The organism is Ruegeria sp. CE9, from assembly GCF_056537425.1.
Genome location: NZ_JBQFRO010000002.1, coordinates 166,012 through 186,649 on the forward strand (window position 1 = coordinate 166,012; position 20,638 = coordinate 186,649).

Genomic DNA, 20,638 nt, shown 5'->3' on the forward strand with positions numbered 1-20,638 from the left:
AAACCGATTACGCCGCGAAGACTGCCAGGAAGATGCAGAGGAAGACAATTGCCACCACACACCAAGTGGTGAATTTGATGAACCCGTCAAAGGTTTTGGTCTGAACAGTGATGTCCATCTCGCCGTGCTTGTGATCAGCCATGTGTCTTAGAATCCCAATTCGCGTGTTTGAGATGTTGGATAATGCAAAATTCCGGGCCTGTCACGACGTCATTCGCGCGCAGTTGGGCCAAAGATTGTGCAGCCCGGATAACCAAACCCCCAGCGCCATGGCAGGCCGCTGCAGGGGCCGCCCCCGAAGCGCACCGCCAGAAACATCGCCTCGGACGTAATTGAATGGACCGAGCGGATCTGATCCGGTGTCATATCATAGCGTTCGGCGTATTCGTCGGCATGCGTTTCACCATGCGATTGGACACAGGCACGCAATTCGTCGTCAGCGGTGAGGCGGGCGTCAAAGCTGGCCTCGGCCTGCGTAGCACCACCCGCGTTATGGTATGCGCGGTCATGGGTGACGCAGCAATATTCCCATGGCGGATGTTCCTCATACAGCAGGCTGAACTTGGGAAAGGTCTCGGCGACCAGACGCCAGCTTGACGATAATCCGCCCGAGCAGCCATCCGTTTCAAACGGGGCCAACTCAGCGCCTACAATGGTGTCTACCAACGCGCGATGCGCTGGCATTTCCACGCTTCGCATCAAGTCTTGCGCGCTGGCCGGAAGTGCGCAGCAGATCAGAAGAGCGGCGCGTTTAAGGGCTTTCATCGCGCATCTCAGAGGTGTCGACCGACAAGCCAAATGTAGTTGCCAGCCAAAGCATCAGCCGTTCGCCCGGCCCCATTTCAGCCCGAACCCGCAGCACTTCGCGGGCCATGGCCGGGCGGTCGGTGATCAGCCCGTCGACGCCCATCGAAGCCATGGCCGACATCTGTAACGGGTCATTCACTGTCCAGACATAGATATCCTTGCCTGCGTCGTGGACAGATCGGATCAGCCCCGACGACACCGTCGCCGCATTCACAGCCACGAAATCACCTTCGAGCCCCGAGAGATCCCCAATCGCGGTCGCGGCCAGAACCCCTGCGCGCCAATCGGGGCGCAGCGCCTTCATCTTTTGCACCGCAGGGTATTTCAGCGACATGGTGGCGATATCGTCCTGCATCTCCAGCTCTTCGACAATCGCTGCCACGCGGTTCTCAAGATCAACGTCGTGGCCATAATATTTCAGCTCGATAATGACTTTGGACTTGCCCTTCGCAGCCTCCAATACATCGTACAGCGTGGGCGTACGTTCCGAGGCATATTCCGGGCCGAACCAGCTGCCGATATCGATCTCAGCCACATCCTCCATTGTCGCGTCCCAGACCTTAAGCGGCACCCCTGCCAGTTTCATGAAATCACTGTCGTGGGCGATGATGACCACGCCATCCGCGGTCTCTTGTACGTCGATTTCGACCCAGTCGGCCCCGTCTTCGATCGCCTTCAGAACCGCCGCCATAGTGTTTTCCGGCCGTATCGCCGCAGCCCCCCGGTGGCCGATAACATCGGCGTGGTCGGGCGCCTGAATGCGCGTCAGCAGTTCCTGCCCGAACCAGAGCCCGATGACCAACGCTATAATCGCACCACCAACAACAGCATAAACCGGCGCACGCAGATTGCCGGGTTCGGGATGCGGCACCTCTTTGCTATCAGCGTCGAAGAACCCATCCAGCAGCACCGCCAATGCACCCAGCGCAACAGCTGCCAGAACAAGCCCCGCGAGTGACCACAAGCCCGCAACGATCAGGCTGAGGATCAGCGCAAAACGCAGGTTGGTCCCTTCTTGCAATGGCACCAGATCGAACAGGACCCCGGCAACGCCCGCAATCAGGGCCGCAATGACAATGCGCATGGCAAGCCAGAGTCCAAGCTCGATCTTGAGGCGGCCCCGTTTGCCCTCCATCCGATCCGCGCTGCTTGCAAATGCTTCTTTCGATTTGCTGCCCTCAAATAGCACCAGATGCAGCGCCAGCGCCCAGGCTGAAAGCCTGCGGATCAGAACCCAGGCCAGACACAGCACTACAAACCCGATCAACACCACGGCGACCCAAAAGGATGGTGGGTGGAAGGTCAGGTAATAGTTGATGTCATATTCCGTCAGCGTCCACCACGCGATCACACCAGCCACAACAACGAAGGGCAGCGCCAGCAGCAAGACACGCAGAATGAACCGCGCGGCAAATTCGAATAGCGCAGGCAGGCGTGTTAGGATCAACCGGATTGAGGCACTGCCAGCGCGCCACGGGTCGCTCTCACCCATGCGCAGCGACCCGGCCATGACCGAGAAGACAAAAACCTCGGCAAGCAGGAACAAGCTGAGCACCACTACCGCTGCGATGAATCCGGCAGGCGACAGCAGGAACATGGCGATGTCCTGATCTGTCAGGGCCGATTGATCTGACAGGGAAACTGCGAAATTGACCGCAATCGCCACACCCGGGGCGATCAGGGCGACCAACAATAGCCGCACCGCCAGATAGATCGGCACAAAGACCCGTCGCCGGGTCCAGGCGCCACGATAGGCAGTTGTAACGGCTGAGAAATTGGTCACGCGGCGCCCTCCTGAATGGTGAACTCATTCAAGGCTGCGAAAGCGTGAATTGCAAGAGTGCGCGTTAGCTGTCTTCCAGATCAGCCGCCAAGCGGAAACCGATCCGATTGGCCGGTTTGTCCTCGACCGTCTTGGGCAAGGCGCGCAGCATCACGTTCAACTGGCTGACATGCTGGACCAGCTGGGTCTTGGCTCCGCCGCCATCCGAGCCGTAAAAGGTGATGATATCGGGATCGAAATAGCCCATGCCTTCGATGCGCATGACACCTGCGTCGCCACCGGTAAAGCCCATGGCAACCTCGTGATCGCCGTCCAGCGTTTTCTCGAAATTCTGGATGTAGAGGATCAGGCGTTCATAAGCCCATTGCGCGGGGCTTTTGGTTTCTACCGGCTTTTGCAACGGCTTGGGCAGGTCCTTTTGCCCCGAGGCAGTATCGGGGTTGGCATGGACTTCATAACAGCGAGGCAGTGCCGCTGATTCCGCCGCTTCGGCCGATGTTTCGATCTTGTCCATTGCTCTACCCTTTGCGCTGATATTCCCACGCCCCGTCCGCGCGGCGCGTCCGGGTGACAGCTCCAATGTGGTAGAGATGGTTTACATGTGCAACCGCCTCAACCAGCGCGAGGCCATACTCGCCCGCCTTGATCGGTCGCTTGAATAGCGGGGCAAAGCAGTCAGCGGCGGTTTTGGGTTGGTCGAGGTCATTCAGCAGCCGGTCCAGCGCGCCGTGGTGATTGTCAATCAACTGTCGCATCCGGATCGGAAGCCCGGTAAAGGGCAATTTGTGCCCGCCCAACACCAGATGATCTGGTCGGGCCAATGGTTGCAGGCGTTCGCAGGATTCCAACCAGTCAGCCACAGGATCGGCCATCGGCTCGGTCGCATAGACGCCCAAATTCGAACTGATCGAGCTGAGGATCTGATCGCCGGTCAGCACCAGATTGTCATCGCGGCTCCAGAACGTGCAGTGTTCGGGCGCATGGCCGTTGCCCATATGAACATCCCAGTCGCGCCCGCCTATGCGGATCACATCGCCTTGTTTCACTCGGGTAAAGCCCAGCGGCATCGGGTAAACGGTGTCGGAAAAATTGAACGGGCGCTCGGCCATCCGGCCCGCCAACACATCCGCATCCATGCCAGCACTGCGATAATATTCAAGCGTCTCTTTTGGCCAGTTTTCCTGAACGTCTAACGTCAGCATGCGGGCAAACAGCCACGCAGTGCGGCTGGTCACTAGCTCGGTGCCATGTTCGGACTGGAACCAGCCCGCATTGCCGATGTGGTCGGGGTGATGATGGGTGACGACAACCCGGCTAACGGGTTTGCCGGCCAATGGGCCTTCCATCAGGGTTTGCCAGATCGCGCGCGTTTTCCTTGAAGACAGCCCCGTATCGACCAGGGTCCAACTGTCGCCGTCATCCAGCGCGTAGACATTCACATGATCCAGCGCCATAGGCAAAGGCAGCCTGATCCACAGAACCCCTTCGGCGACTTCGACCCATTCGCCGGGCGCGGGCGGTTCTTCCCACGGGTATCGCATCACTTGTGGGGCCTGGCCATCCATCAGACTGCCAACTCCTTAGCGCTGAGCGCATAGAGGTCATCCGCCCCGTTCTGCGCTTGCGCCAGTAGGCCCGTATGCTCGGGCAGCAGCGCATTGATGTAATACCGCGCCAGTTTTGCGCGCGGGCCTTCGGGGTCAGCCAGAGCTGCAGACAGGTGATAATGCCCACCCAGAATGCGGGCAAAAGCCTTGAGATAGGCTGACGCACCGGCAAGCCGGTTGTTCATATCTGATTGCGCGACGACCCACTCGGTCGCCTCACGCAGTGATTCGGAGGCTTCCCAAACAGGACCCGCGAGTTCAGGCATCGTGGCACGGGCTTTTTCAGCCTGATCCTCGATCTCGTCCAGTAGGTTCGAGGCCGCCTCACCCCCATCCATCATCTTACGCGCCACAAGATCCATGGCCTGAATGCCGTTGGTGCCTTCATAGATCGCCGTCACGCGGACATCACGGTAATACTGTGCCGCGCCGGTTTCTTCGATAAACCCCATGCCGCCATGCACCTGCACCCCTGTCTCAGAGACGCGCATTCCGGTCTCTGTGCCAAAAGCCTTGCAGATCGGTGTCAGAAGCGCCGCGCGCGCCGCCCAATCGGCCTCACCCGTGGCCTGCGCCATATCAATCGCAGCGGCATTGGCCAGCATGATCGCCCGCGCGGCAAATACATCCGCGCGCATGCTCATTAGCATCCGCCGCACATCCGCATGGTCGATGATCGTACCCGAGGGCGTCTTGCCCTGCTTGCGTTCGAGCGCATAGGCCAAAGCATGCTGATAAGCCCCTTCGGCCGCACCCACACCTTCGCCGCCAACGCCCAGACGCGCGTTATTCATCATGGTGAACATCGCGGCCATACCGCCATGCTCCTTGCCAACCAGCCACCCCTTGGCCCCGTCATACTGCATCACGCAGGTGGGCGAGCCATGCAGGCCCATCTTGTGTTCCAGCGAGACGACTTTCAAATCGTTGGCAACACCTGGATTACCGTTTTCGTCGGGGATGTATTTTGGCACCAGAAACAGCGAAATCCCTTTGGTGCCCGGCACGCCATCGGGCAGACGGGCCAGAACCAAATGGCAGACATTCTCGGTAAAGTCGTTGTCACCCCACGAGATGTAAATCTTCTGGCCGGTCACCGAATAAGTGCCATCGCCGTTATCTTCGGCCTTCGATGTCAACGCGCCCACATCCGATCCGGCCTGCGGTTCGGTCAGGTTCATGGTGCCCGACCATTCGCCCGCCATCATCTTGGGCAGATAAATCGCTTTCAGTTCATCGCTTGCGTGATGCTCCAGCGCCTCGATCTGGCCTTGGGTCATCAAAGGGGCGAGTTGCAACGACAGACAGGCTGCACTCATCATCTCGTTCACGGCAGTGGTCATGGTCATAGGCAGGCCCATGCCGCCATATTCGGGGTCACCGCTCATCCCGATCCAGCCGCCTTCGGCGATTGCTTTCCACCCTTCCGCATAGCCCGGAGACGTCCGCAGCACGCCATTCTCCAATCGGGCCGGTTCCAGATCACCGGGGCGTTGAAGCGGGGCCATGATCTCTTCACACATCTTCCCGGCTTCGGTCAGAATGGCACTGACCACATCCTCGCTGGCGTCCGAGAACCTCTCGGTCGCGGCGATCTGGTCAAAACCAATCACGTTGCGGAACAGGAACTCATAGTCTGAGATCGGGGCACGATAGGGCATTGTTTCCCTCTGGTTCTATCAGGTTCAAAGCGTGGGGTTGGAATCCCGGCCCCACGCCGGTATTCATCTGGGCTGGCACGATTACCTACCGTGACCTGAACTGCAAGCAACCAAAACGCGGCGTCACGACTTATGACCCTTCTCGGTACTCAAGACTTATTCGCAGACGCCGACGGCATCACCAAAGCCGCTGATCTGTTGCGGCAGGGTCAGTTGGTCGCCTTCCCAACCGAGACGGTTTATGGCTTGGGTGGTGATGCACGGAACGGTGAGGCCGTGGCCGCGATCTATGAGGCCAAGGGGCGACCCAGCTTTAACCCCCTGATCGCCCATATCGCCTCAACCGAGACAGGAAAACGGTTTGTTGAGTGGACCGATCAGGCCGAGCAACTAGCGCAGGCCTTTTGGCCCGGGCCGTTGACATTAGTTCTGCCACTGCGCGCGGACCATGGAATTTCATCGCTGGTCACAGCGGGCTTGGATACATTGGCCGTTCGCGTGCCTGCACATCCGGCAGCGCGCGCCTTGCTGGCGGAATTTGACGGCCCCGTTGCGGCCCCTTCGGCCAACCCGTCCGGGCAGATCAGCCCAACGACCGCAGACCATGTCCGAGCAGGGCTTAAAGGACGCATCGCGGCGATTCTGGATGATGGGCCCTGCGGGGTCGGTCTTGAATCCACAATTGTGGGCTTGGCTGGCACCCCGGCCCTGCTGCGCCCGGGGGGTGTTGCACTGGAGCAGGTCGAAGAGGTGCTGCAGACGGAACTGCATCATCACCAGCCGGGTGATCTGCTGACCGCACCGGGGCAGTTGCAATCGCACTACGCGCCAGATGCGCCGGTGCGCCTGAATGCCGAATCGCGCCAAGGCGATGAAGTTTTGTTGGGTTTTGGTCCGGTCCCCTGCGATCTGAACCTGTCCGAAAACGGCAACTTGCCCGAGGCCGCTGCCAATCTGTTCGCAGCGCTGCACAAGCTGAACGAAACCGGGCGGCCAATTGCCGTATCCCTGATACCTGACACTGGACTGGGTGCAGCAATCAACGACCGCCTGCGCCGAGCGGCAGCTCCACGCGACTAGGCGCGACCTGCACTGGCCGACAGTGTCAGCGGATCAACCCCAAGGGTCGCCAATGCGGCCTCCCATTTCTCATCATCTGGTACGTCGAAGACCAGTTTCGAATACGCCTCGGTGGTCAGCCAGCCATTCATGGCAATCTCATCCTCAAGCTGATCCGGCCCCCAGCCGGAATAGCCCAGTGTCAGCATTGAGTTCAGCGGCCCTTTGCCAGAAGCCAGATCCTCGAGCACATCCAGCGTTGCGGTCATGCTGAAATCGTCGGAGATTTGCATCGAATGCAGGTTCGCCTCGTAATCCGCGCTGTGCAGGACGAAGCCGCGCGACATCTCAACCGGGCCGCCAAACTGCACCAAACGTTCGCCGATAACCGGAATGCGACATGGGATGTTGAGCTGTTCCAGCAGTGTCTTGATCCGCAGGTCCGAGGGCTTGTTCACAATCAAACCCATCGCGCCATCGTCACCATGGCTGCAGATATAAACAACCGAATGCTCGAATCGCGGGTCGCCCATGCCGGGCATTGCAATTAACAGTTTTCCCGTAAGGTCCATCAGCAGAAATCTCTTGCGCCATCGGATACCCCTAGAATGACCCTGCGAGCCGGGGATTGGCAAGGGACCTGCAGGGATTTCCGCGCATTTCAGCGAGGTGACCGGAACGTGACTTGGCATTCAGGCCCGGAATGCGCATGTTCTGCCTATGAGAAAACTCTGGTTATCCACTGTGGCCACGCTTGCCACCAGCCTGTGCATCAGCGCCCCTGCCCTTGCTCAAGGGGTCGACAATCTGGTGCAGCTTGAGGTTTTGGATGGCGGTAAAACCGCCAAAGGCACCTATCAGGGCGCTTTGCGCCTGACGCTCAAAGACGGGTGGAAAACCTATTGGCGTGCACCTGGCGATGCAGGTATCCCGCCGCAATTCGACTGGAATGGCTCGGGCAATATCGCGGATATCGCGATCACCTGGCCCGCGCCGCATGTGTTCGACCAGAACGGTCTGCGCTCGGTCGGATACGAAGACCAACTGGTTTTGCCGGTCGAAATCACTCCTAAAAATCCGGCAAAGCCCGTGCGTTTGCGTGGTGAGATGGATTTAGGCGTGTGCAAGGATGTCTGCGTGCCGGGTCGGCTGGATATCGACCACACGCTGGACGCCGACGCCGGGCGCAATCCGGCCATCGCGGCGGCTCTGGCCCAGCGCCCGTTTTCCGAGCGTGAGGCCGGGGTGGCAGACGCGACCTGCCATCTAACACCCACGGCGGACGGCATGCAGATCGAGGCGCATATCACCATGCCGTCCGCTGGCGGGGCCGAGTTTGCGGTAATCGAGCCGGGCAACCCGACGCTTTGGGCCTCGCAGCCAGAAACGCGCCGCAAAGGCAACACTTTGATTACCAGCTCGGAGGTTATCAGTGCCTCGGGTGGGCCATTTGCCTTGGATCGCTCCGAAGTGCGGATCACCGTTCTTGGCGCAAACCACGCTGTGGATATCCGGGGATGCAGCGCTGGCTGACTGCATGAGCCAAACTCCAAAGATCGGTGCTTTGGCTGTTGTTCTGCATGACCAACAGGTGCTGCTGGTTCAGCGTAGCAAGCAACCTGATGCCGGATTGTGGGGCTTTCCTGGCGGCCATGTGGAATGGGGAGAAACCGTTCTTGACGCTGCGGCTCGGGAATTGAGGGAAGAGACGGGTCTGATCGCGGAACCGATGGGTTACCTCGACAATCTCGACCTGCTGCTGCGCGACGACGATGGGCAGGTGCAGGCGCATTACCTGCTGGTTGGTGTCGCGTGTCGCTACGTCTCGGGCGTTCCGGTTGCTGCTGATGACGCGCGGGATGCGCGCTGGTTTCCGATCGCCCAGATCTTAGCCCAAAATCTGCCCATGAGCGACCGCGTGCCGGATCTGCTAAGTCTTGCGCTTGCCCGTTCAGACCTCGGCACGTCCTGATAGTCGCGCATAAAGCAGGCTCGACAGCAGAACGCCCAACAGCAAGATAACGGTCGCACCGGCGACAAAAACGCCAAATCCCATCTGTAGAATGCTCGGGCCTTCAGCGACAGGATAAAAGCCAGAAAGCAGCGCGATCGGTGCGCCCGTTGCAGCAGGCCAGATCATCGCGGCACCGAGCCAGACCGCCAATGCTGCACCGGTTGCGCGAACGGCGTTGCGCACCACCCGATCCGGTGCACGCAAAGCCCGCCGCATTGACGTAATCGGGCGCGAGATGTCGTTCAGGATCGCCAGAAGCGCAGGCACCAGCAGCAGGATCAGGGCCATCCCAAAGCCCAGCCCATAGACCAAGGTGATCACGGTTGGTTTCAGAAACTGCGCCTGCTGAGAGCTTTCGTACATCAATGGCGTCAGGCCCAAAACCGTTGTCAGCGTGGTCAGCATCACCGGCCGTAACCGATCCGCCGTGCCTTCGATGATTGAAGGCACCAGCCCGCGTTCCTGTTGGTACCCGTCGATAGTGGTCACCAGCACGATCGAGTCGTTGATGATGATCCCGGTCATGCCCAATAGGCCGACGACTGTGAACATACTCAGCGGTACACCCCACAGATAATGCCCCCAGATCGCGCCGACGAGGCCAAAGGGAATGATCGCCATCACCACCAAAGGTCGCGTCCAACTGGCGAAGACCCAGGCCAAAACCAGATAAATCCCGGTCAGACACAGGATCAGGCCTGTGCGGGCCTCAGACAGGAATTCATCCTCCTGCTCGCTCAGGCCTGCCATGCGCCATTCGACCTGACGTTCAGAGGCAATATTGGGAAGGATTTCTTCCTGCATCGCCCGGGCAATTTCGGCGGCCCTTGCGGGATCGTCTTCGGAAATGTCCCCATTCACCGAAATCACCCGCAGGCCGTTCTCGCGCCGAACCGTCGAGAAGCCTGACTTACGCTCGACCGAAACGATATCGGCCAGCGGGACATAGACGCCATCAGGTGTCCGCATCAGCGTGCGTTCCAGGAAATCGGCAGTCAGTTCGCCCTCGGGCAGTTCGACCCGGATTTCCGTGCTGCGCGGGCCATCCGGGAAGGTTGCGGCCTCGATCCCGTTCAGGCGATCCCGCAGCACACGACCCAGCGTTTCGATGCGGAAGCCCAGCGCCTGGCCTTGCGCGGTCAGATCCAGAATGAACTCTTCCTTGTCATAGGCGAGGTTATCTTCGAGCGCTGACACTTCCGAGTATTTCGCAAGTTCAGCCTGAAGGTCTTCGGACGCAGATTTCAATGTATTCACATCCGCGCCGTAGAATTGCACATCAATCGCGTCGCCACCCGGTCCGGAACGCCATCCACGGAAGCTGAGAAGCTCGACCTTCGGGTGGCGCGGCACGAAATCCTGTAGCTCGCCTACAAATTCGAAACTGGAATAGGGGCGCAGATCGGCATCGATCAGCTCGATCGAGATACCGCCCAGCAGATCGTCATCCTTGCCATCCGCCGCGCGCAGGCCAAACCCGGCCGAGCCGCCAACTTCGGCCAGAACATATTCGATTGGGTTGCGGCCATGACGTTCTTCGTAGATCTGGCCCAATTCCTCGGTGGCCTGCTGCACCATGCGCATCATTTCCAGCGTCTCGGCGCGCGTGGCACCTTCGACCATTATGAAGTTGCCAGTGACCGAGCCGCGTTCCGGTGCATTGAAGAAGCGCCAGTTCACATCGCCCCGGATGAACAGCGCGATCTGGCTGGCCAGAATGACCACCATCATGGCAACGACAACATAGCGCGCCCAGACCACCCAGCCGATCAGCGGGCGGAACAGGTTGTCGCGCACCCAGCGGAAGCCTTTGTTCACAACGCGGTTGGGCCAATCATACCAATGCTCCTTGGCCGAGTGCGCGATGGCATGGGCCATGTGGTTGGGCAGGATCAGAAAGCATTCGATCAGCGAAGCGATCAGGACCGCGATAACCGTAAATGGAATATCCCGGATTAACTCACCAAACCGGCCACCAATCGCGGTCAGGCCGAAAAACGCGATAACGGTGGTGACGGTTGCGGCAAATACCGGCATCGCCATGCGACGAGCAGCGCGTTCGGCGGCAACCATCGGAGCCTCACCCAGTCGGCGGGCGCGGAAATCGGCGTGCTCGCCGACCACGATGGCGTCATCGACTACGATACCGAGTGTGATGATCAGCCCGAACAGAGAGACCATGTTTAGCGACAGCCCGCCCAGATACATAAGTGCTATTGCGGCCGACATCGCCACGGGAATACCGGCGGCCACCCAGAAAGCGATGCGAGCGTTCAGGAACAGAAACAGCAGACACACCACGAGGCCAAGACCGACCAACCCATTGTCGACCAAAATATCCAACCGGTCGGTGATCGCCTGCGCGCGGGTGCGGATCAATTCGACTGTGATACCTTCGGGCAGGCTGGCCTGCATCTCGGCCACCACATCCTCGACATCGCGCTGGATACCGATGGCATCGCCTAGGTTGGACCTGTCAACGCGGATCGACATCGCTGGGTTGTCGCCGACAAAATAACTGCGATTGCGAGTTACACCCTCGACGCGTATCTGCGCCACATCACCGACAACCAGCTTGGATCCATCGGTAAAGTTACGCAGCGCAATGCCTTCGATCTCTTCCGGGGTGCGTTTTTCGACGCCAGTCCGAATGCGCGCATTGGCCCCCGTAACGTCGCCTGCGGGATTCGTGGTAACTTCGGCGGATATTGCCTCGGCAATATCTGAAAGCGAGATGTCATTGGCGATCAACTGCGCGGTGGGCACTTCGACAACCACGCGCGGTGCAGCCAGTCCTCGGATGGTGGTACGCGTGACACCAACAGCGAACAGGCGGGTTATCAATTCATCGGTGAATTTGGCCAGTTGTTCAGCTTCGATGGGCCCTGTTATGACAACATCCGTGACCCGATCCCGCCAGGCCCCACGCCGGATGGTTGGTTCCTCGGCGTCTTCGGGCAGGTTAGTGACGCTATCGACAGCCGTTCGAACCTCCTCAACCGCGCGAGACATGTCCCAGTTCGGTTCAAACTCCAGCCGAACCTGCGCCGTTCCTTCGCGCGATGTTGATTCCGTGCTGGCAACGCCCTCAACCGCCAAAAGCGCCGGTTCGAGCAATTGGATAATACCGTTGTCGACATCTTCGGGGCCTGCGCCGTCCCACTGAACGTTCACATCCACCCGCTCAAGGATCACATCAGGAAAGAACTGCGCCCGCATGTTGGGAATCGCAGCAGCCCCGAGGACCAACATGACCAGCAGCAGCAGATTGGCCGCCGTGCGATGCCGGGTGAAATAGCTGAGGATACCGCCCGCCGCGTTGGGAATGTCGCGGATCATGGCGCCTAGCCCCCGGCCCGATTGCCATCAAGGCGACGAACGAGGGCGGCAGGCACCTGTGCCTCGCTCAACTGACCCAGCACTTGCGCTTTGTCTTCCTGAGACATCGCTTCGCTGGCCTCGACCTGCGCGACAAGCTGCGCGCGCTTTTCATCGGAGAGCTCAACCATGCCCGGATCAGCTTCGGCATTCGCTTCAATCCGCAGGGGACGCACACGAACGCCTGACCCCAACAATGGGGTCCGGCCGATCACGACCTCTCGACCCTCCAAGCCTTCGCCGCGCAACAGAACCTCATCGCCCTGTCGGCGGATCAGTTGAACGGCCAGTGGCTCTAACCGGTTGTCAGGTCCGAGCACCAGTACGTTGCCCGTGGCGTCCAGAACCGAGGATGGCAGGCGCACCACATTGTCCAATGGTTGTTCTTCGATCGAGACGGTCACGAAATCTCCGGGCTTGAAACCCGGGGCATCGTCAAGACGGGCATAGATCAAACGCCCGGTCTGCCCTTCGCCCGCAGCACCGCTGTCGCGGCTGATCCGTCCTGTGGCGGTCAGATCCGTTCCCGTGACCTCAAGCGAAACCGTAACCGGCGCGGCGATCAAATCACCCTGCCCATCCAGCAACCGCACGAATTGCGCGGTCGAAACCCGGAACGCGACCTCAAGCGCGTTGGGGTCTACCAGTTCGGCCAGTTTTTCGTTGGCCGCGACCAGGCGACCTTCGACCAAGGTCACCTCGGTCAGCGTTCCATCAAAACCGGCATGGATGGTCATATCTTCCAGATCACGCTCGGCACCCTCCAGCGCGATGCGCGCCCGCGCGAACAGAGTTGTGGCCTGATCCACCCGAGATTCCGCCTGCGCCAGGGCAATCCTGCGCGCAAGAACCGCCTGATGCGCCGAAGTTGCCGCCAGTTCCGCTTCTTCGACGCTGGCAGCCGCGCCGACGCCGCGAGTCTGCAAATCTTGTTGACGCTGCAGCGCGCGGTCGCGCAGCTCGGCCTGTGCTTCAGCCGACTTCAATTCATCCTGCGCCAGCAGCAGCGAACGCTCGGCGTCCCGTTCTTCGAATTGAGCATCCAAAAGATCGGATTTGGCGCGGTCGAGTGCCGATTGCATATCGGCAGGGTCAAGTTCCACCAACAGCTCACCCGCTGTTACGGTGCCGCCATCCTCGAAATCCTCCGCCAGAGAGACAACGCGCCCACCCAAGGCTGCGCGCAATTCCAGCCTGCGGCGGCTTTGAATCTGACCAAACGCTTCCAGATAGGGTGTCACGGTTTCAGGCTCGGCGGTGCGCACGGTGACGGCGAATACGCGTTCCCGCGCCTGAGGGGCTTTGTTATCCCGCGTCAACACATCTTGCACCGCGCCCGAGATCATCTGAGCGGCAACGACCAACAGACCCAGCGTCAGAAACGCCAGGAACACCCCAACAAGGCTTTGCCGCAGAAATCGCATCGGTCAACTTACCTCGGGTTGCACATGTTGCCTTCCGCAAAGGTAGCCGGGCCGCAAAAAATGCCAAGCCACAAAGCGGTTATGATGAGTTAAACGCAGGACCAGTTTACTTCCGTCGCAGATGTTCGTCCAATCTGGGCATTATTTCCACGAAATTGCAGGGCCGGTGGCGATAATCGAACTGTTTCTCCAAAATCGCATCCCACGCGTCCTTACACGCGCCCGGGCTACCCGGTAGAGCAAACAGGTATGTACCACCGGCCACGCCGCCCGTCGCGCGAGACTGCACAGCCGAAGTGCCGATCTTTTCCATCGACACGATGGTGAAGACAGTTCCGAAAGCCTCAATCTCTTTCTCATAGACGTCGCGATGGGCCTCAACGGTGACATCGCGACCGGTCAGGCCTGTGCCTCCGGTCGAGATCACCACATCAATTTCGGGATCAGCGATCCAAGCGCGCAATTGGTCAGCAATTTCAGCGCGTTCATCTTTGATGATCTTGCGATCTGCCACCGAATGGCCCGCTTTTTCGATCCGATCCACCAGTGTCTGGCCCGAGCGATCCTCGGCCAGAGACCGCGTGTCCGACACGGTCAGGACCGCGATGCGGATGGGGATGAATTCCATGCTTTCGTCGATGCGTGACATGTCTGCCAGGCCCTTTCGGTGATGCGCAAGGCGCAGATTTACAGAATGAGAAGTGAGGAACGACAAGCAGCTATCGCGATCATGTCGTCACCTCGAACCAATGCACCTTTGGGCCGAGATTGGCGATCTGCGCGCGCCCGATTGTACCACGATAGCCCCAGCTATCATGGATATGTCCGCAAAAGACGTGAATTGGCTGAAGCCGTTCCACCGCATCGCGCACAGCTACCGACCCAACCGACACCCCCTGCGAGGTGGTATCGCCATGTCCCTTGGGCGGAGAATGCACGATCAGAATATCCGTCGCATCGCACCGATCCAGCAGCTCTGCAGCCTCAGCCTCGGTCAGGTCGCAGGACCAGTCGCCAAATGGGGTGGGCGGGACACCGTAGCCCAACCCGAAAAGGCGCAAACCATCCAGGGTCATGCCTGTCCCGTGCAATATATGAGCGCCTTCGGGTGCTGCGTCAGTCAATTCTTCAGCGCTTTCGGCGTTGCCCGGCACCAGAACCAGCGGGGCAGCGATGCCCGACAGCATCCCCATCGCCTCATCCAGCCCCTGCCGCATGTTGCAGAAATCTCCGGCCCCGATGACCAGATCGGCTTCGGTACTGGCCGCCACCAGATCAGCGGCCCGGTTGCGCGCCATATGCAGATCAGAGAAGGCCAGAACCCTCATGCGCCACCTCTCAGCCGCGCTTGCAGCTCAAGCAGATCAGCCCAGGCTTGCCGTTTCATCTGCGGCTGACGCAGCAGGTAGGCGGGGTGGAACATCGGGATCACCGGTAGATTCAGCGCCTGATCCCAGTTGCCGCGCAGCCGGGTGATCCCGCGTTTGCCCAGCACCGCCTGACAGCTGATATTGCCCATAACCACCAGAACCTCGGGCTTGGCCAAGGCCACGTGCCGTTCCAGAAACGGCTTCATCATGCCGATCTCTTCCGGTTTGGGGTCGCGGTTCTGCGGAGGCCGCCACGGCAATACGTTGGTGATATAGGCGTTTTCGTTCCGGTCCAGATCAATCGCAGCCAGCATCCGATCCAGCAACTGCCCGGCGCGCCCGACGAACGGCTTGCCCTCGCGATCCTCATCGCGACCGGGCGCTTCCCCGATGATCATCACCCGTGCACCGGGGGTTCCGTCAGCAAACACAAGCTGCTTTGCGCCGCGTTTTAGGTCGCACAGACCAAACGCATCCATCGCGGCGTGCAATTCGTCCAGCGACCCGGCAGCGTTCGCTGCGTGTTGCGCAACCTCCACTGGGTCGACCTTTTCGGGTGTCGCCGGGGTCTTGGCTGGCTTCGCAGCTGCTGGCTTTTTCGCCTTGGGCGCTTTGTCCGGCAATGCATAGCGATCGATCGGAGCATCCCCAATCGCATCGGTTGCGCCCAATTCGATCTGCCATTCCAGCAGCGCACGCGCCGTATGATAATCCAAGCCCGATTCCATAGCTTTCAATCTAACCAGCTTTTGTCCGAGGGAAAGCGAATAGACCTTGCCATGGCACAGGGTCGCACCGACCATGGCAGAGTCATGCTGTCATTTATGCGATTCCTTTTGATTGGATTGTTGCTTGCAACTTCGGGCGGTTCGGCACACGCGCAACTGTTTGACCGAAACTCTCAATGCCGCCCCGGTCAGTTGCAATGCGGTCGCGGATGTTGCCCCGCAGGCCAGCGCTGCAGCTTTGATGGGCGCTGCATCCCTCCGGGTCACACCTATTGCGGCGGCGGTCGTACCTGCGGCCCATTTGAGCGCTGCGTGGCAGGCGGCACCCGTTGCGCGCCTGCTGGGTTGAACAAATGCACATCACGATTGGATTGCCCGGGCGACAGTTTTTGCAATGGGCGCGGAGAATGCGAACGCAATACACCGGATTTCACACCCAGCCCGGCCATTACCTGCGACGATGGTCGAACCTGCGGGTCCGGTTCGTCCTGTCTGCCGGGCGGCGGATGCTCCCGCCCCGGCTGGTTCCTGTGCGAGGAAACCGGATCGCAATGCCGACCGGGCTTCAAATGCTCGGAACATCAGGGATGTGTGCCGATCAAAGCTATCGATTGCGGTTACGGCAAATGGTGCAAACCGGGAGAGCAATGCTTGCCCGAAGGCGGATGCGAGAAACTGCCCGAAGGGTCGGAACCTTAGGTTGCCTCTGCGCGCTTGGCTTTCTATAAGCGGTCCGATTGTCAGACAGGAGCCCGCCCAATGCGTTTCGCCCATCGTCACCTTCTTGGCATCGAGCATCTGTCGCAATCCGATATCACCGCCATTCTTGATCTGGCCGAAACCTATGTGGACCTGAACCGGCAATCGTCCAAGCATTCGGACGTGCTGTCGGGGCTGACGCAGATCAATATGTTCTTCGAAAACTCCACCCGCACACAGGCTAGTTTCGAACTGGCGGGTAAACGACTGGGTGCGGATGTGATGAACATGGCGATGCAGGCCAGTTCGATCAAAAAGGGCGAAACGCTGATCGATACGGCGATGACGCTGAACGCAATGCATCCCGATCTGCTGGTGGTGCGGCATCCCCAGTCAGGCGCGGTGGATCTGTTGGCGCAGAAGGTGAATTGCGCCGTGTTGAACGCAGGTGACGGTCGGCATGAGCACCCAACACAGGCCCTGCTGGACGCGCTGACCATCCGCCGTGCCAAAGGCCGCCTGCATCGCCTGAACATCGCCATTTGCGGAGACGTGGCACATTCCCGCGTCGCGCGGTCAAACTTGATCCTGCTGGGCAAGATGGAGAACCGCATCCGCCTGATCGGCCCCCCCACGCTTGTGCCCCCACAGTTTTCCGAGTTCGGGGCAGAGATTTACGATGACATGAGCGAGGGTCTCAAAGACGTCGACGTGGTGATGATGCTGCGTCTCCAGAAAGAGCGGATGGATGGCGGCTTCATCCCGTCAGAACGAGAATACTATCACCGATACGGGCTGAACGCTGAAAAGCTGGCGCTGGCCAAGCCGGACGCCATTGTCATGCATCCCGGCCCCATGAATAGGGGGGTTGAGATCGATGGCACTCTGGCCGATGACATCAACCGATCCGTCATTCAGGAACAGGTTGAGATGGGCGTCGCTGTGCGTATGGCCGCGATGGAGCTTTTGGCGCGCAACCAAAGCGAGGCGGCATGAGCAATCTGATTGTCGCCCCTAACGAACGCGGCGTGATCCGCCTGTTCACGCTGGATATGCGCCCCGAAGAGGCGAAGTTTCTGCGGGAACCGGGCGCTGCTGGTCAGGTACTTGGCATTGAGGGGTTGGACCCCAATCAGATCGATATCTTCCCTGTCTCTGACCTGGAAGACCTTGGCTTATATGGGTATCTCAGCGAAGGCTGTGGTGTCTCGGACGACCAGTTGGACCGCTCGAAACTCGAAGCCATAGAGGGCTGGGTCATGGTCCTGCGCAGCGCGGCGTTTGGTGGTCGAGCGGCAACGCTGTCACCCGATCCGCGCCTGCGCCTGATCGGCCTGTTCACTGAAGAAGCGACCAACTGGTCTGGCGGCACAATCGAAACCGAAAGTGCAAAACCGTTCTCAGCCTCTACCCCTCCACCACGGGAGGCCAGGGCCAAGGCGCAAAGGTTGGGGTCATTGATATTTGCCATCGTCATGGCGCTTATCATCGGAGGCGTCCTTTGGCTGATACTGTGACGTTCACTCCGGACAAAGGCGCGTATATACGAACCAATGCGTGGCTCGCTGCGTTTGCGATGGCAGGTGCGATGATCGTACTTTGGCTGATCGGAAACCCCTATGTCTGGACCGGCGCGCCTGCCGGTCTGGCAGCCATAACCATCCGCGCGTGGTATCTGGCCTCGGAAGAGATCGCCGCCACATGGGAGATGACCGAAACCAAACTAACGGGTCCCGGTCCACGCAAGGTGGCGCTGAATCAGATAAAGGCCGTCAACACGATGGGCAGCTTTGTCCAGATCGTCACCACAAGCGGAGACAAGCACCTGATCAAATATCAATCAGACCCAGCCGCTACAAAAGCCGCAATTGAAAGAGCAATGGCATGAGCAATTTGATCTTTTCCAACGCCCGTCTGATCGACCCCGAAACTGGCACGGACAGCTTAGGGTGGTTGCAGGTCACAGATGGTCGGATCAGCGCGCGCGGTGAAGGCGCAGGCCCGGACGCTAACGCGCAGGTGATCGATTGCAAAGGGCAATGCCTTGCCCCTGGCATCGTTGATATCGGCGTCAAGGTTTGTGAACCCGGTGAGCGGCACAAGGAAAGCTATAAATCTGCCGGTTTGGCGGCGGCTGCCGGAGGCGTGACCACCATCGTCACGCGCCCCGATACGCTGCCAGCCGTCGATACGCCCGAAACGCTGGAATTTGCGACCCGGCGCGCGCAGGCTGATGCGCCCGTCAATGTCTTGCCAATGGCCGCCCTAACCAAGGGCCGCGATGGGCGCGAAATGACCGAGATCGGGTTCCTGCAAGACGCAGGCGCTGTCGCATTTACGGATTGCGATCACGTGATCACCAATACCAAAGTATTCTCGCGCGCGCTGACCTACGCGAAATCCTGCGGTGCGCTGGTCATTGCCCACCCTCAGGAGCCGGGGCTCAGCGCTGGTGCCGCAGCCACTAGCGGCAAATTCGCCGCCCTGCGTGGCTTGCCCGCTGTGTCGCCTATGGCCGAACGCATGGGGTTGGACCGCGACATCGCCTTGTTGGAGATGACGGGCGCGGCCTACCATGCCGATCAGATCACAGCGGCTCGTGCTCTGCCTGCGCTGGGACGCGCCAAGCGCAATGGGCTGGATATCACCGCCGGAACCTCGATCCACCATCTGACGCTGAACGAATTGGACGTGGCCGACTATCGCACCTTCTTCAAGGTCAAACCTCCGTTGCGGTCCGAAGATGATCGGCAAGCCATCATCGAAGCGGTCCGAACCGGCCTGATCGACACGATCAGTTCGATGCACACCCCGCAAGACGAGGAGAGCAAGCGTCTGCCGTTTGAAGAAGCCGCTTCGGGCGCGGTGGCGCTGGAAACGCTGCTGCCCGCAGCACTACGGCTGCATCACTCGGATCAGTTGGACCTGCCAACACTGTTTCGCGCCATGGCGCTGAACCCTGCCAAACGGCTTGGGCTGGAAAGCGGTCGATTGGCCGAGGGCGCACCCGCCGATCTGGTGCTGTTCGACCCGGACATTCCCTTTGTTCTGGACCGCTTTACGTTGGAATCAAAATCGCAGAATACGCCGTTTGACGGGCAACGGATGCAGGGTAAGGTCACTGCGACGTATGTCGCAGGACAAGAAGTGTACCGGAGAACCTGATGCCCGTAATCGACAGTTCGATGACCCAGCTCATCTTGTGGGCCGCGCTGGGATACCTGTTCGGGTCTATCCCGTTTGGCATGATTGTTGCGCGTGTGATGGGGCTAGGCAATCTTCGACAGATTGGGTCAGGCAATATAGGTGCTACCAATGTTTTACGCACCGGGAACAAAGCTGCGGCTGCGCTGACATTGCTGCTTGATGCCGCCAAAGGTGCAGTTGCTGTACTGCTTGCACGGACATTGGCCGGAGAAGACGCTGCCCAGGTCGCGGCGCTTGCAGCGTTTCTGGGGCATTGCTTTCCCGTCTGGCTGGGTTTCAGAGGCGGCAAAGGCGTGGCAACATTTCTGGGCCTCTGGCTGGCGCTGGATTGGCGCGTCGGCGTTGCCTGCTGCCTGACTTGGTTGGTGGCAGCTCTGATCTGGCGTATCTCGTCCGTTGGCGCATTGGCTGCCGCTGCGCTATCGACGACCTGGATCATGGTTTTGACAGATGGCAGCACGTTCATCCTTGGGATAGCGCTGACCCTGTTGGTGTATTGGCGGCACAGCGCCAACCTTGCGCGGATTAAGGCAGGGACCGAGCCGAAAATCGGCAAATCGTGATCGCACCCAGCGCCTTTCTGGACGCCCTCAACAATCTGCCGATCGGTACGTTTAACGGGACTGCGGGCCATAACCGATACGTGGTGTCGCATCAGATCATGGCGGGTGGGAAATCTCACAAACTGGTCGCCGAGCAGTTGGGCGGTTCTGACTATATCAGCCTGAACCTGTATCTGACCGGGAACGCCGCGTTGCTTCGCCCTTGCGAGATGCCTGCTGAGAAGGTCGTGGACTTCGTACTGAAGCTTGTCCCAGACGTGCAGGAATGAACACCGGGTATTTGTTTCTGCACAATCACAATTGATTGCTTTGAACGTGAACAAGCCATTCCCCAACTG

22 protein-coding genes are annotated in these 20,638 nt (G+C 59.6%); 10 read left to right on the forward strand and 12 right to left on the reverse strand.

Annotated elements, in window-relative coordinates:
- Nucleotides 1-7: 7 nt before the first annotated feature.
- The 6 genes from ACR0B3_RS05355 to ACR0B3_RS05380 all read right to left on the reverse strand — a co-directional run bounded on the left by ACR0B3_RS05355 (nt 8) and on the right by ACR0B3_RS05380 (nt 5,858).
- Nucleotides 8-142 carry an aa3-type cytochrome c oxidase subunit IV gene (locus tag ACR0B3_RS05355; RefSeq protein ID WP_170685247.1) on the reverse strand — a complete coding sequence of 45 codons (135 nt, stop codon included), beginning with the start codon at nt 140-142 and terminating at the stop codon, nt 8-10.
- A 68-nt stretch (nt 143-210) separates the two neighbouring features.
- On the reverse strand, nt 211-765 hold the full coding sequence (locus ACR0B3_RS05360) for a hypothetical protein (protein ID WP_480808166.1): 555 nt from the start codon (nt 763-765) through the stop codon (nt 211-213).
- On the reverse strand, nt 752-2,590 hold the full coding sequence (locus ACR0B3_RS05365) for a glycerophosphodiester phosphodiesterase family protein (RefSeq protein ID WP_480808167.1): 1,839 nt from the start codon (nt 2,588-2,590) through the stop codon (nt 752-754). The genes ACR0B3_RS05360 and ACR0B3_RS05365 overlap by 14 nt, the downstream gene beginning before the upstream one ends.
- 64 nt (nt 2,591-2,654) lie before the next feature.
- Complete coding sequence (locus ACR0B3_RS05370; protein WP_170685244.1) at nt 2,655-3,104, reverse strand: DUF6173 family protein; 450 nt, start codon at nt 3,102-3,104, stop codon at nt 2,655-2,657.
- Nucleotides 3,105-3,108: 4 nt separating this feature from the next.
- Nucleotides 3,109-4,155 carry an MBL fold metallo-hydrolase gene (locus ACR0B3_RS05375; protein ID WP_480808168.1) on the reverse strand — a complete coding sequence of 349 codons (1,047 nt, stop codon included), beginning with the start codon at nt 4,153-4,155 and terminating at the stop codon, nt 3,109-3,111.
- Nucleotides 4,155-5,858 carry an acyl-CoA dehydrogenase family protein gene (locus tag ACR0B3_RS05380; protein ID WP_480808169.1) on the reverse strand — a complete coding sequence of 568 codons (1,704 nt, stop codon included), beginning with the start codon at nt 5,856-5,858 and terminating at the stop codon, nt 4,155-4,157. Before ACR0B3_RS05380 ends, ACR0B3_RS05375 begins: the two co-directional genes overlap by 1 nt.
- Before the next feature lie 132 nt (nt 5,859-5,990).
- On the opposite strand from ACR0B3_RS05380, the gene ACR0B3_RS05385 reads away from it, so the two are divergent.
- Nucleotides 5,991-6,938, forward strand: a complete 948-nt coding sequence (locus ACR0B3_RS05385) for an L-threonylcarbamoyladenylate synthase (RefSeq protein ID WP_480808170.1) — start codon at nt 5,991-5,993, stop codon at nt 6,936-6,938.
- Here ACR0B3_RS05385 and ACR0B3_RS05390 read toward each other — a convergent pair.
- Entirely contained in the window at nt 6,935-7,489 is a 555-nt protein-coding gene (locus ACR0B3_RS05390; protein WP_480808171.1) for a YqgE/AlgH family protein, read from the reverse strand. The two genes, ACR0B3_RS05385 and ACR0B3_RS05390, sit on opposite strands and share 4 nt — an antisense overlap.
- Nucleotides 7,490-7,637: 148 nt before the next feature.
- Between ACR0B3_RS05390 and ACR0B3_RS05395 the strand changes: the two genes are divergently transcribed.
- Nucleotides 7,638-8,450, forward strand: coding sequence for a protein-disulfide reductase DsbD domain-containing protein (locus ACR0B3_RS05395; RefSeq protein ID WP_480808172.1), 813 nt, complete (start codon nt 7,638-7,640; stop codon nt 8,448-8,450).
- A gap of 4 nt (nt 8,451-8,454) precedes the next feature.
- Entirely contained in the window at nt 8,455-8,889 is a 435-nt protein-coding gene (locus tag ACR0B3_RS05400; protein WP_480808173.1) for an NUDIX hydrolase, read from the forward strand.
- On the opposite strand, the gene ACR0B3_RS05405 is transcribed toward ACR0B3_RS05400, so the two are convergent.
- The 5 genes from ACR0B3_RS05405 to ACR0B3_RS05425 form a co-directional block, all read right to left on the reverse strand.
- Complete coding sequence (locus tag ACR0B3_RS05405) at nt 8,869-12,270, reverse strand: efflux RND transporter permease subunit (protein ID WP_480808174.1); 3,402 nt, start codon at nt 12,268-12,270, stop codon at nt 8,869-8,871. The two genes, ACR0B3_RS05400 and ACR0B3_RS05405, sit on opposite strands and share 21 nt — an antisense overlap.
- Before the next feature lie 5 nt (nt 12,271-12,275).
- The gene (locus ACR0B3_RS05410; RefSeq protein ID WP_480808175.1) at nt 12,276-13,733 is read right to left on the reverse strand and encodes an efflux RND transporter periplasmic adaptor subunit; all 1,458 of its coding nucleotides are present in this window, start codon (nt 13,731-13,733) and stop codon (nt 12,276-12,278) included.
- Nucleotides 13,734-13,839: 106 nt separating this feature from the next.
- Nucleotides 13,840-14,382: a molybdenum cofactor biosynthesis protein B gene (moaB, locus tag ACR0B3_RS05415; RefSeq protein WP_480808176.1), complete on the reverse strand. Its 543-nt coding sequence runs from the start codon at nt 14,380-14,382 to the stop codon at nt 13,840-13,842.
- Nucleotides 14,383-14,461: 79 nt separating this feature from the next.
- Nucleotides 14,462-15,061: a metallophosphoesterase family protein gene (locus ACR0B3_RS05420; RefSeq protein ID WP_480808177.1), complete on the reverse strand. Its 600-nt coding sequence runs from the start codon at nt 15,059-15,061 to the stop codon at nt 14,462-14,464.
- On the reverse strand, nt 15,058-15,831 hold the full coding sequence (locus ACR0B3_RS05425; protein WP_480808447.1) for a uracil-DNA glycosylase: 774 nt from the start codon (nt 15,829-15,831) through the stop codon (nt 15,058-15,060). The genes ACR0B3_RS05420 and ACR0B3_RS05425 overlap by 4 nt, the downstream gene beginning before the upstream one ends.
- An 84-nt stretch (nt 15,832-15,915) precedes the next feature.
- Between ACR0B3_RS05425 and ACR0B3_RS05430 the strand changes: the two genes are divergently transcribed.
- From ACR0B3_RS05430 to ACR0B3_RS05460, 7 genes are read left to right on the forward strand one after another with little or no spacing between them, the layout of a single operon-like run.
- Entirely contained in the window at nt 15,916-16,530 is a 615-nt protein-coding gene (locus tag ACR0B3_RS05430; protein WP_480808178.1) for a scavenger receptor class F, member 2, read from the forward strand.
- A 60-nt stretch (nt 16,531-16,590) separates the two neighbouring features.
- Nucleotides 16,591-17,526, forward strand: a complete 936-nt coding sequence (locus ACR0B3_RS05435; protein ID WP_480808179.1) for an aspartate carbamoyltransferase catalytic subunit — start codon at nt 16,591-16,593, stop codon at nt 17,524-17,526.
- Nucleotides 17,523-18,047 (forward strand): hypothetical protein, encoded by a 525-nt coding sequence (locus tag ACR0B3_RS05440; RefSeq protein WP_480808180.1) that lies wholly within the window; start codon nt 17,523-17,525, stop codon nt 18,045-18,047. The genes ACR0B3_RS05435 and ACR0B3_RS05440 overlap by 4 nt, the downstream gene beginning before the upstream one ends.
- The gene (locus tag ACR0B3_RS05445; protein ID WP_480808181.1) at nt 18,032-18,418 is read left to right on the forward strand and encodes a hypothetical protein; all 387 of its coding nucleotides are present in this window, start codon (nt 18,032-18,034) and stop codon (nt 18,416-18,418) included. The genes ACR0B3_RS05440 and ACR0B3_RS05445 overlap by 16 nt, the downstream gene beginning before the upstream one ends.
- Nucleotides 18,415-19,695, forward strand: coding sequence for a dihydroorotase (gene pyrC / locus ACR0B3_RS05450; RefSeq protein ID WP_480808182.1), 1,281 nt, complete (start codon nt 18,415-18,417; stop codon nt 19,693-19,695). Before ACR0B3_RS05445 ends, pyrC begins: the two co-directional genes overlap by 4 nt.
- Nucleotides 19,695-20,300, forward strand: a complete 606-nt coding sequence (plsY, locus tag ACR0B3_RS05455) for a glycerol-3-phosphate 1-O-acyltransferase PlsY (RefSeq protein WP_480808183.1) — start codon at nt 19,695-19,697, stop codon at nt 20,298-20,300. Before pyrC ends, plsY begins: the two co-directional genes overlap by 1 nt.
- Nucleotides 20,297-20,569 carry a hypothetical protein gene (locus ACR0B3_RS05460; protein ID WP_480808184.1) on the forward strand — a complete coding sequence of 91 codons (273 nt, stop codon included), beginning with the start codon at nt 20,297-20,299 and terminating at the stop codon, nt 20,567-20,569. Before plsY ends, ACR0B3_RS05460 begins: the two co-directional genes overlap by 4 nt.
- The last annotated feature ends 69 nt before the right edge of the window (nt 20,570-20,638 follow it).

Excerpts from the sequence above, each read along its gene's own strand:
- ACR0B3_RS05355 (WP_170685247.1), bottom strand. The coding sequence starts at position 142 with ATGGCTGATCACAAGCACGGCGAGATGGACATCACTGTTCAGACCAAA.
- ACR0B3_RS05430 (WP_480808178.1), top strand. The coding sequence starts at position 15,916 with ATGCTGTCATTTATGCGATTCCTTTTGATTGGATTGTTGCTTGCAACT.
- ACR0B3_RS05400 (WP_480808173.1), top strand. The coding sequence starts at position 8,455 with ATGAGCCAAACTCCAAAGATCGGTGCTTTGGCTGTTGTTCTGCATGAC.
- moaB (WP_480808176.1), bottom strand. The coding sequence starts at position 14,382 with ATGTCACGCATCGACGAAAGCATGGAATTCATCCCCATCCGCATCGCG.
- ACR0B3_RS05440 (WP_480808180.1), top strand. The coding sequence starts at position 17,523 with ATGAGCAATCTGATTGTCGCCCCTAACGAACGCGGCGTGATCCGCCTG.
- ACR0B3_RS05380 (WP_480808169.1), bottom strand. The coding sequence starts at position 5,858 with ATGCCCTATCGTGCCCCGATCTCAGACTATGAGTTCCTGTTCCGCAAC.
- ACR0B3_RS05425 (WP_480808447.1), bottom strand. The coding sequence starts at position 15,831 with ATGGAATCGGGCTTGGATTATCATACGGCGCGTGCGCTGCTGGAATGG.
- ACR0B3_RS05370 (WP_170685244.1), bottom strand. The coding sequence starts at position 3,104 with ATGGACAAGATCGAAACATCGGCCGAAGCGGCGGAATCAGCGGCACTG.
- ACR0B3_RS05410 (WP_480808175.1), bottom strand. The coding sequence starts at position 13,733 with ATGCGATTTCTGCGGCAAAGCCTTGTTGGGGTGTTCCTGGCGTTTCTG.
- ACR0B3_RS05405 (WP_480808174.1), bottom strand. The coding sequence starts at position 12,270 with ATGATCCGCGACATTCCCAACGCGGCGGGCGGTATCCTCAGCTATTTC.
- ACR0B3_RS05390 (WP_480808171.1), bottom strand. The coding sequence starts at position 7,489 with ATGGACCTTACGGGAAAACTGTTAATTGCAATGCCCGGCATGGGCGAC.
- ACR0B3_RS05360 (WP_480808166.1), bottom strand. The coding sequence starts at position 765 with ATGAAAGCCCTTAAACGCGCCGCTCTTCTGATCTGCTGCGCACTTCCG.
- ACR0B3_RS05435 (WP_480808179.1), top strand. The coding sequence starts at position 16,591 with ATGCGTTTCGCCCATCGTCACCTTCTTGGCATCGAGCATCTGTCGCAA.
- ACR0B3_RS05420 (WP_480808177.1), bottom strand. The coding sequence starts at position 15,061 with ATGAGGGTTCTGGCCTTCTCTGATCTGCATATGGCGCGCAACCGGGCC.
- ACR0B3_RS05375 (WP_480808168.1), bottom strand. The coding sequence starts at position 4,155 with ATGGATGGCCAGGCCCCACAAGTGATGCGATACCCGTGGGAAGAACCG.
- pyrC (WP_480808182.1), top strand. The coding sequence starts at position 18,415 with ATGAGCAATTTGATCTTTTCCAACGCCCGTCTGATCGACCCCGAAACT.
- ACR0B3_RS05385 (WP_480808170.1), top strand. The coding sequence starts at position 5,991 with ATGACCCTTCTCGGTACTCAAGACTTATTCGCAGACGCCGACGGCATC.
- plsY (WP_480808183.1), top strand. The coding sequence starts at position 19,695 with ATGCCCGTAATCGACAGTTCGATGACCCAGCTCATCTTGTGGGCCGCG.
- ACR0B3_RS05395 (WP_480808172.1), top strand. The coding sequence starts at position 7,638 with ATGAGAAAACTCTGGTTATCCACTGTGGCCACGCTTGCCACCAGCCTG.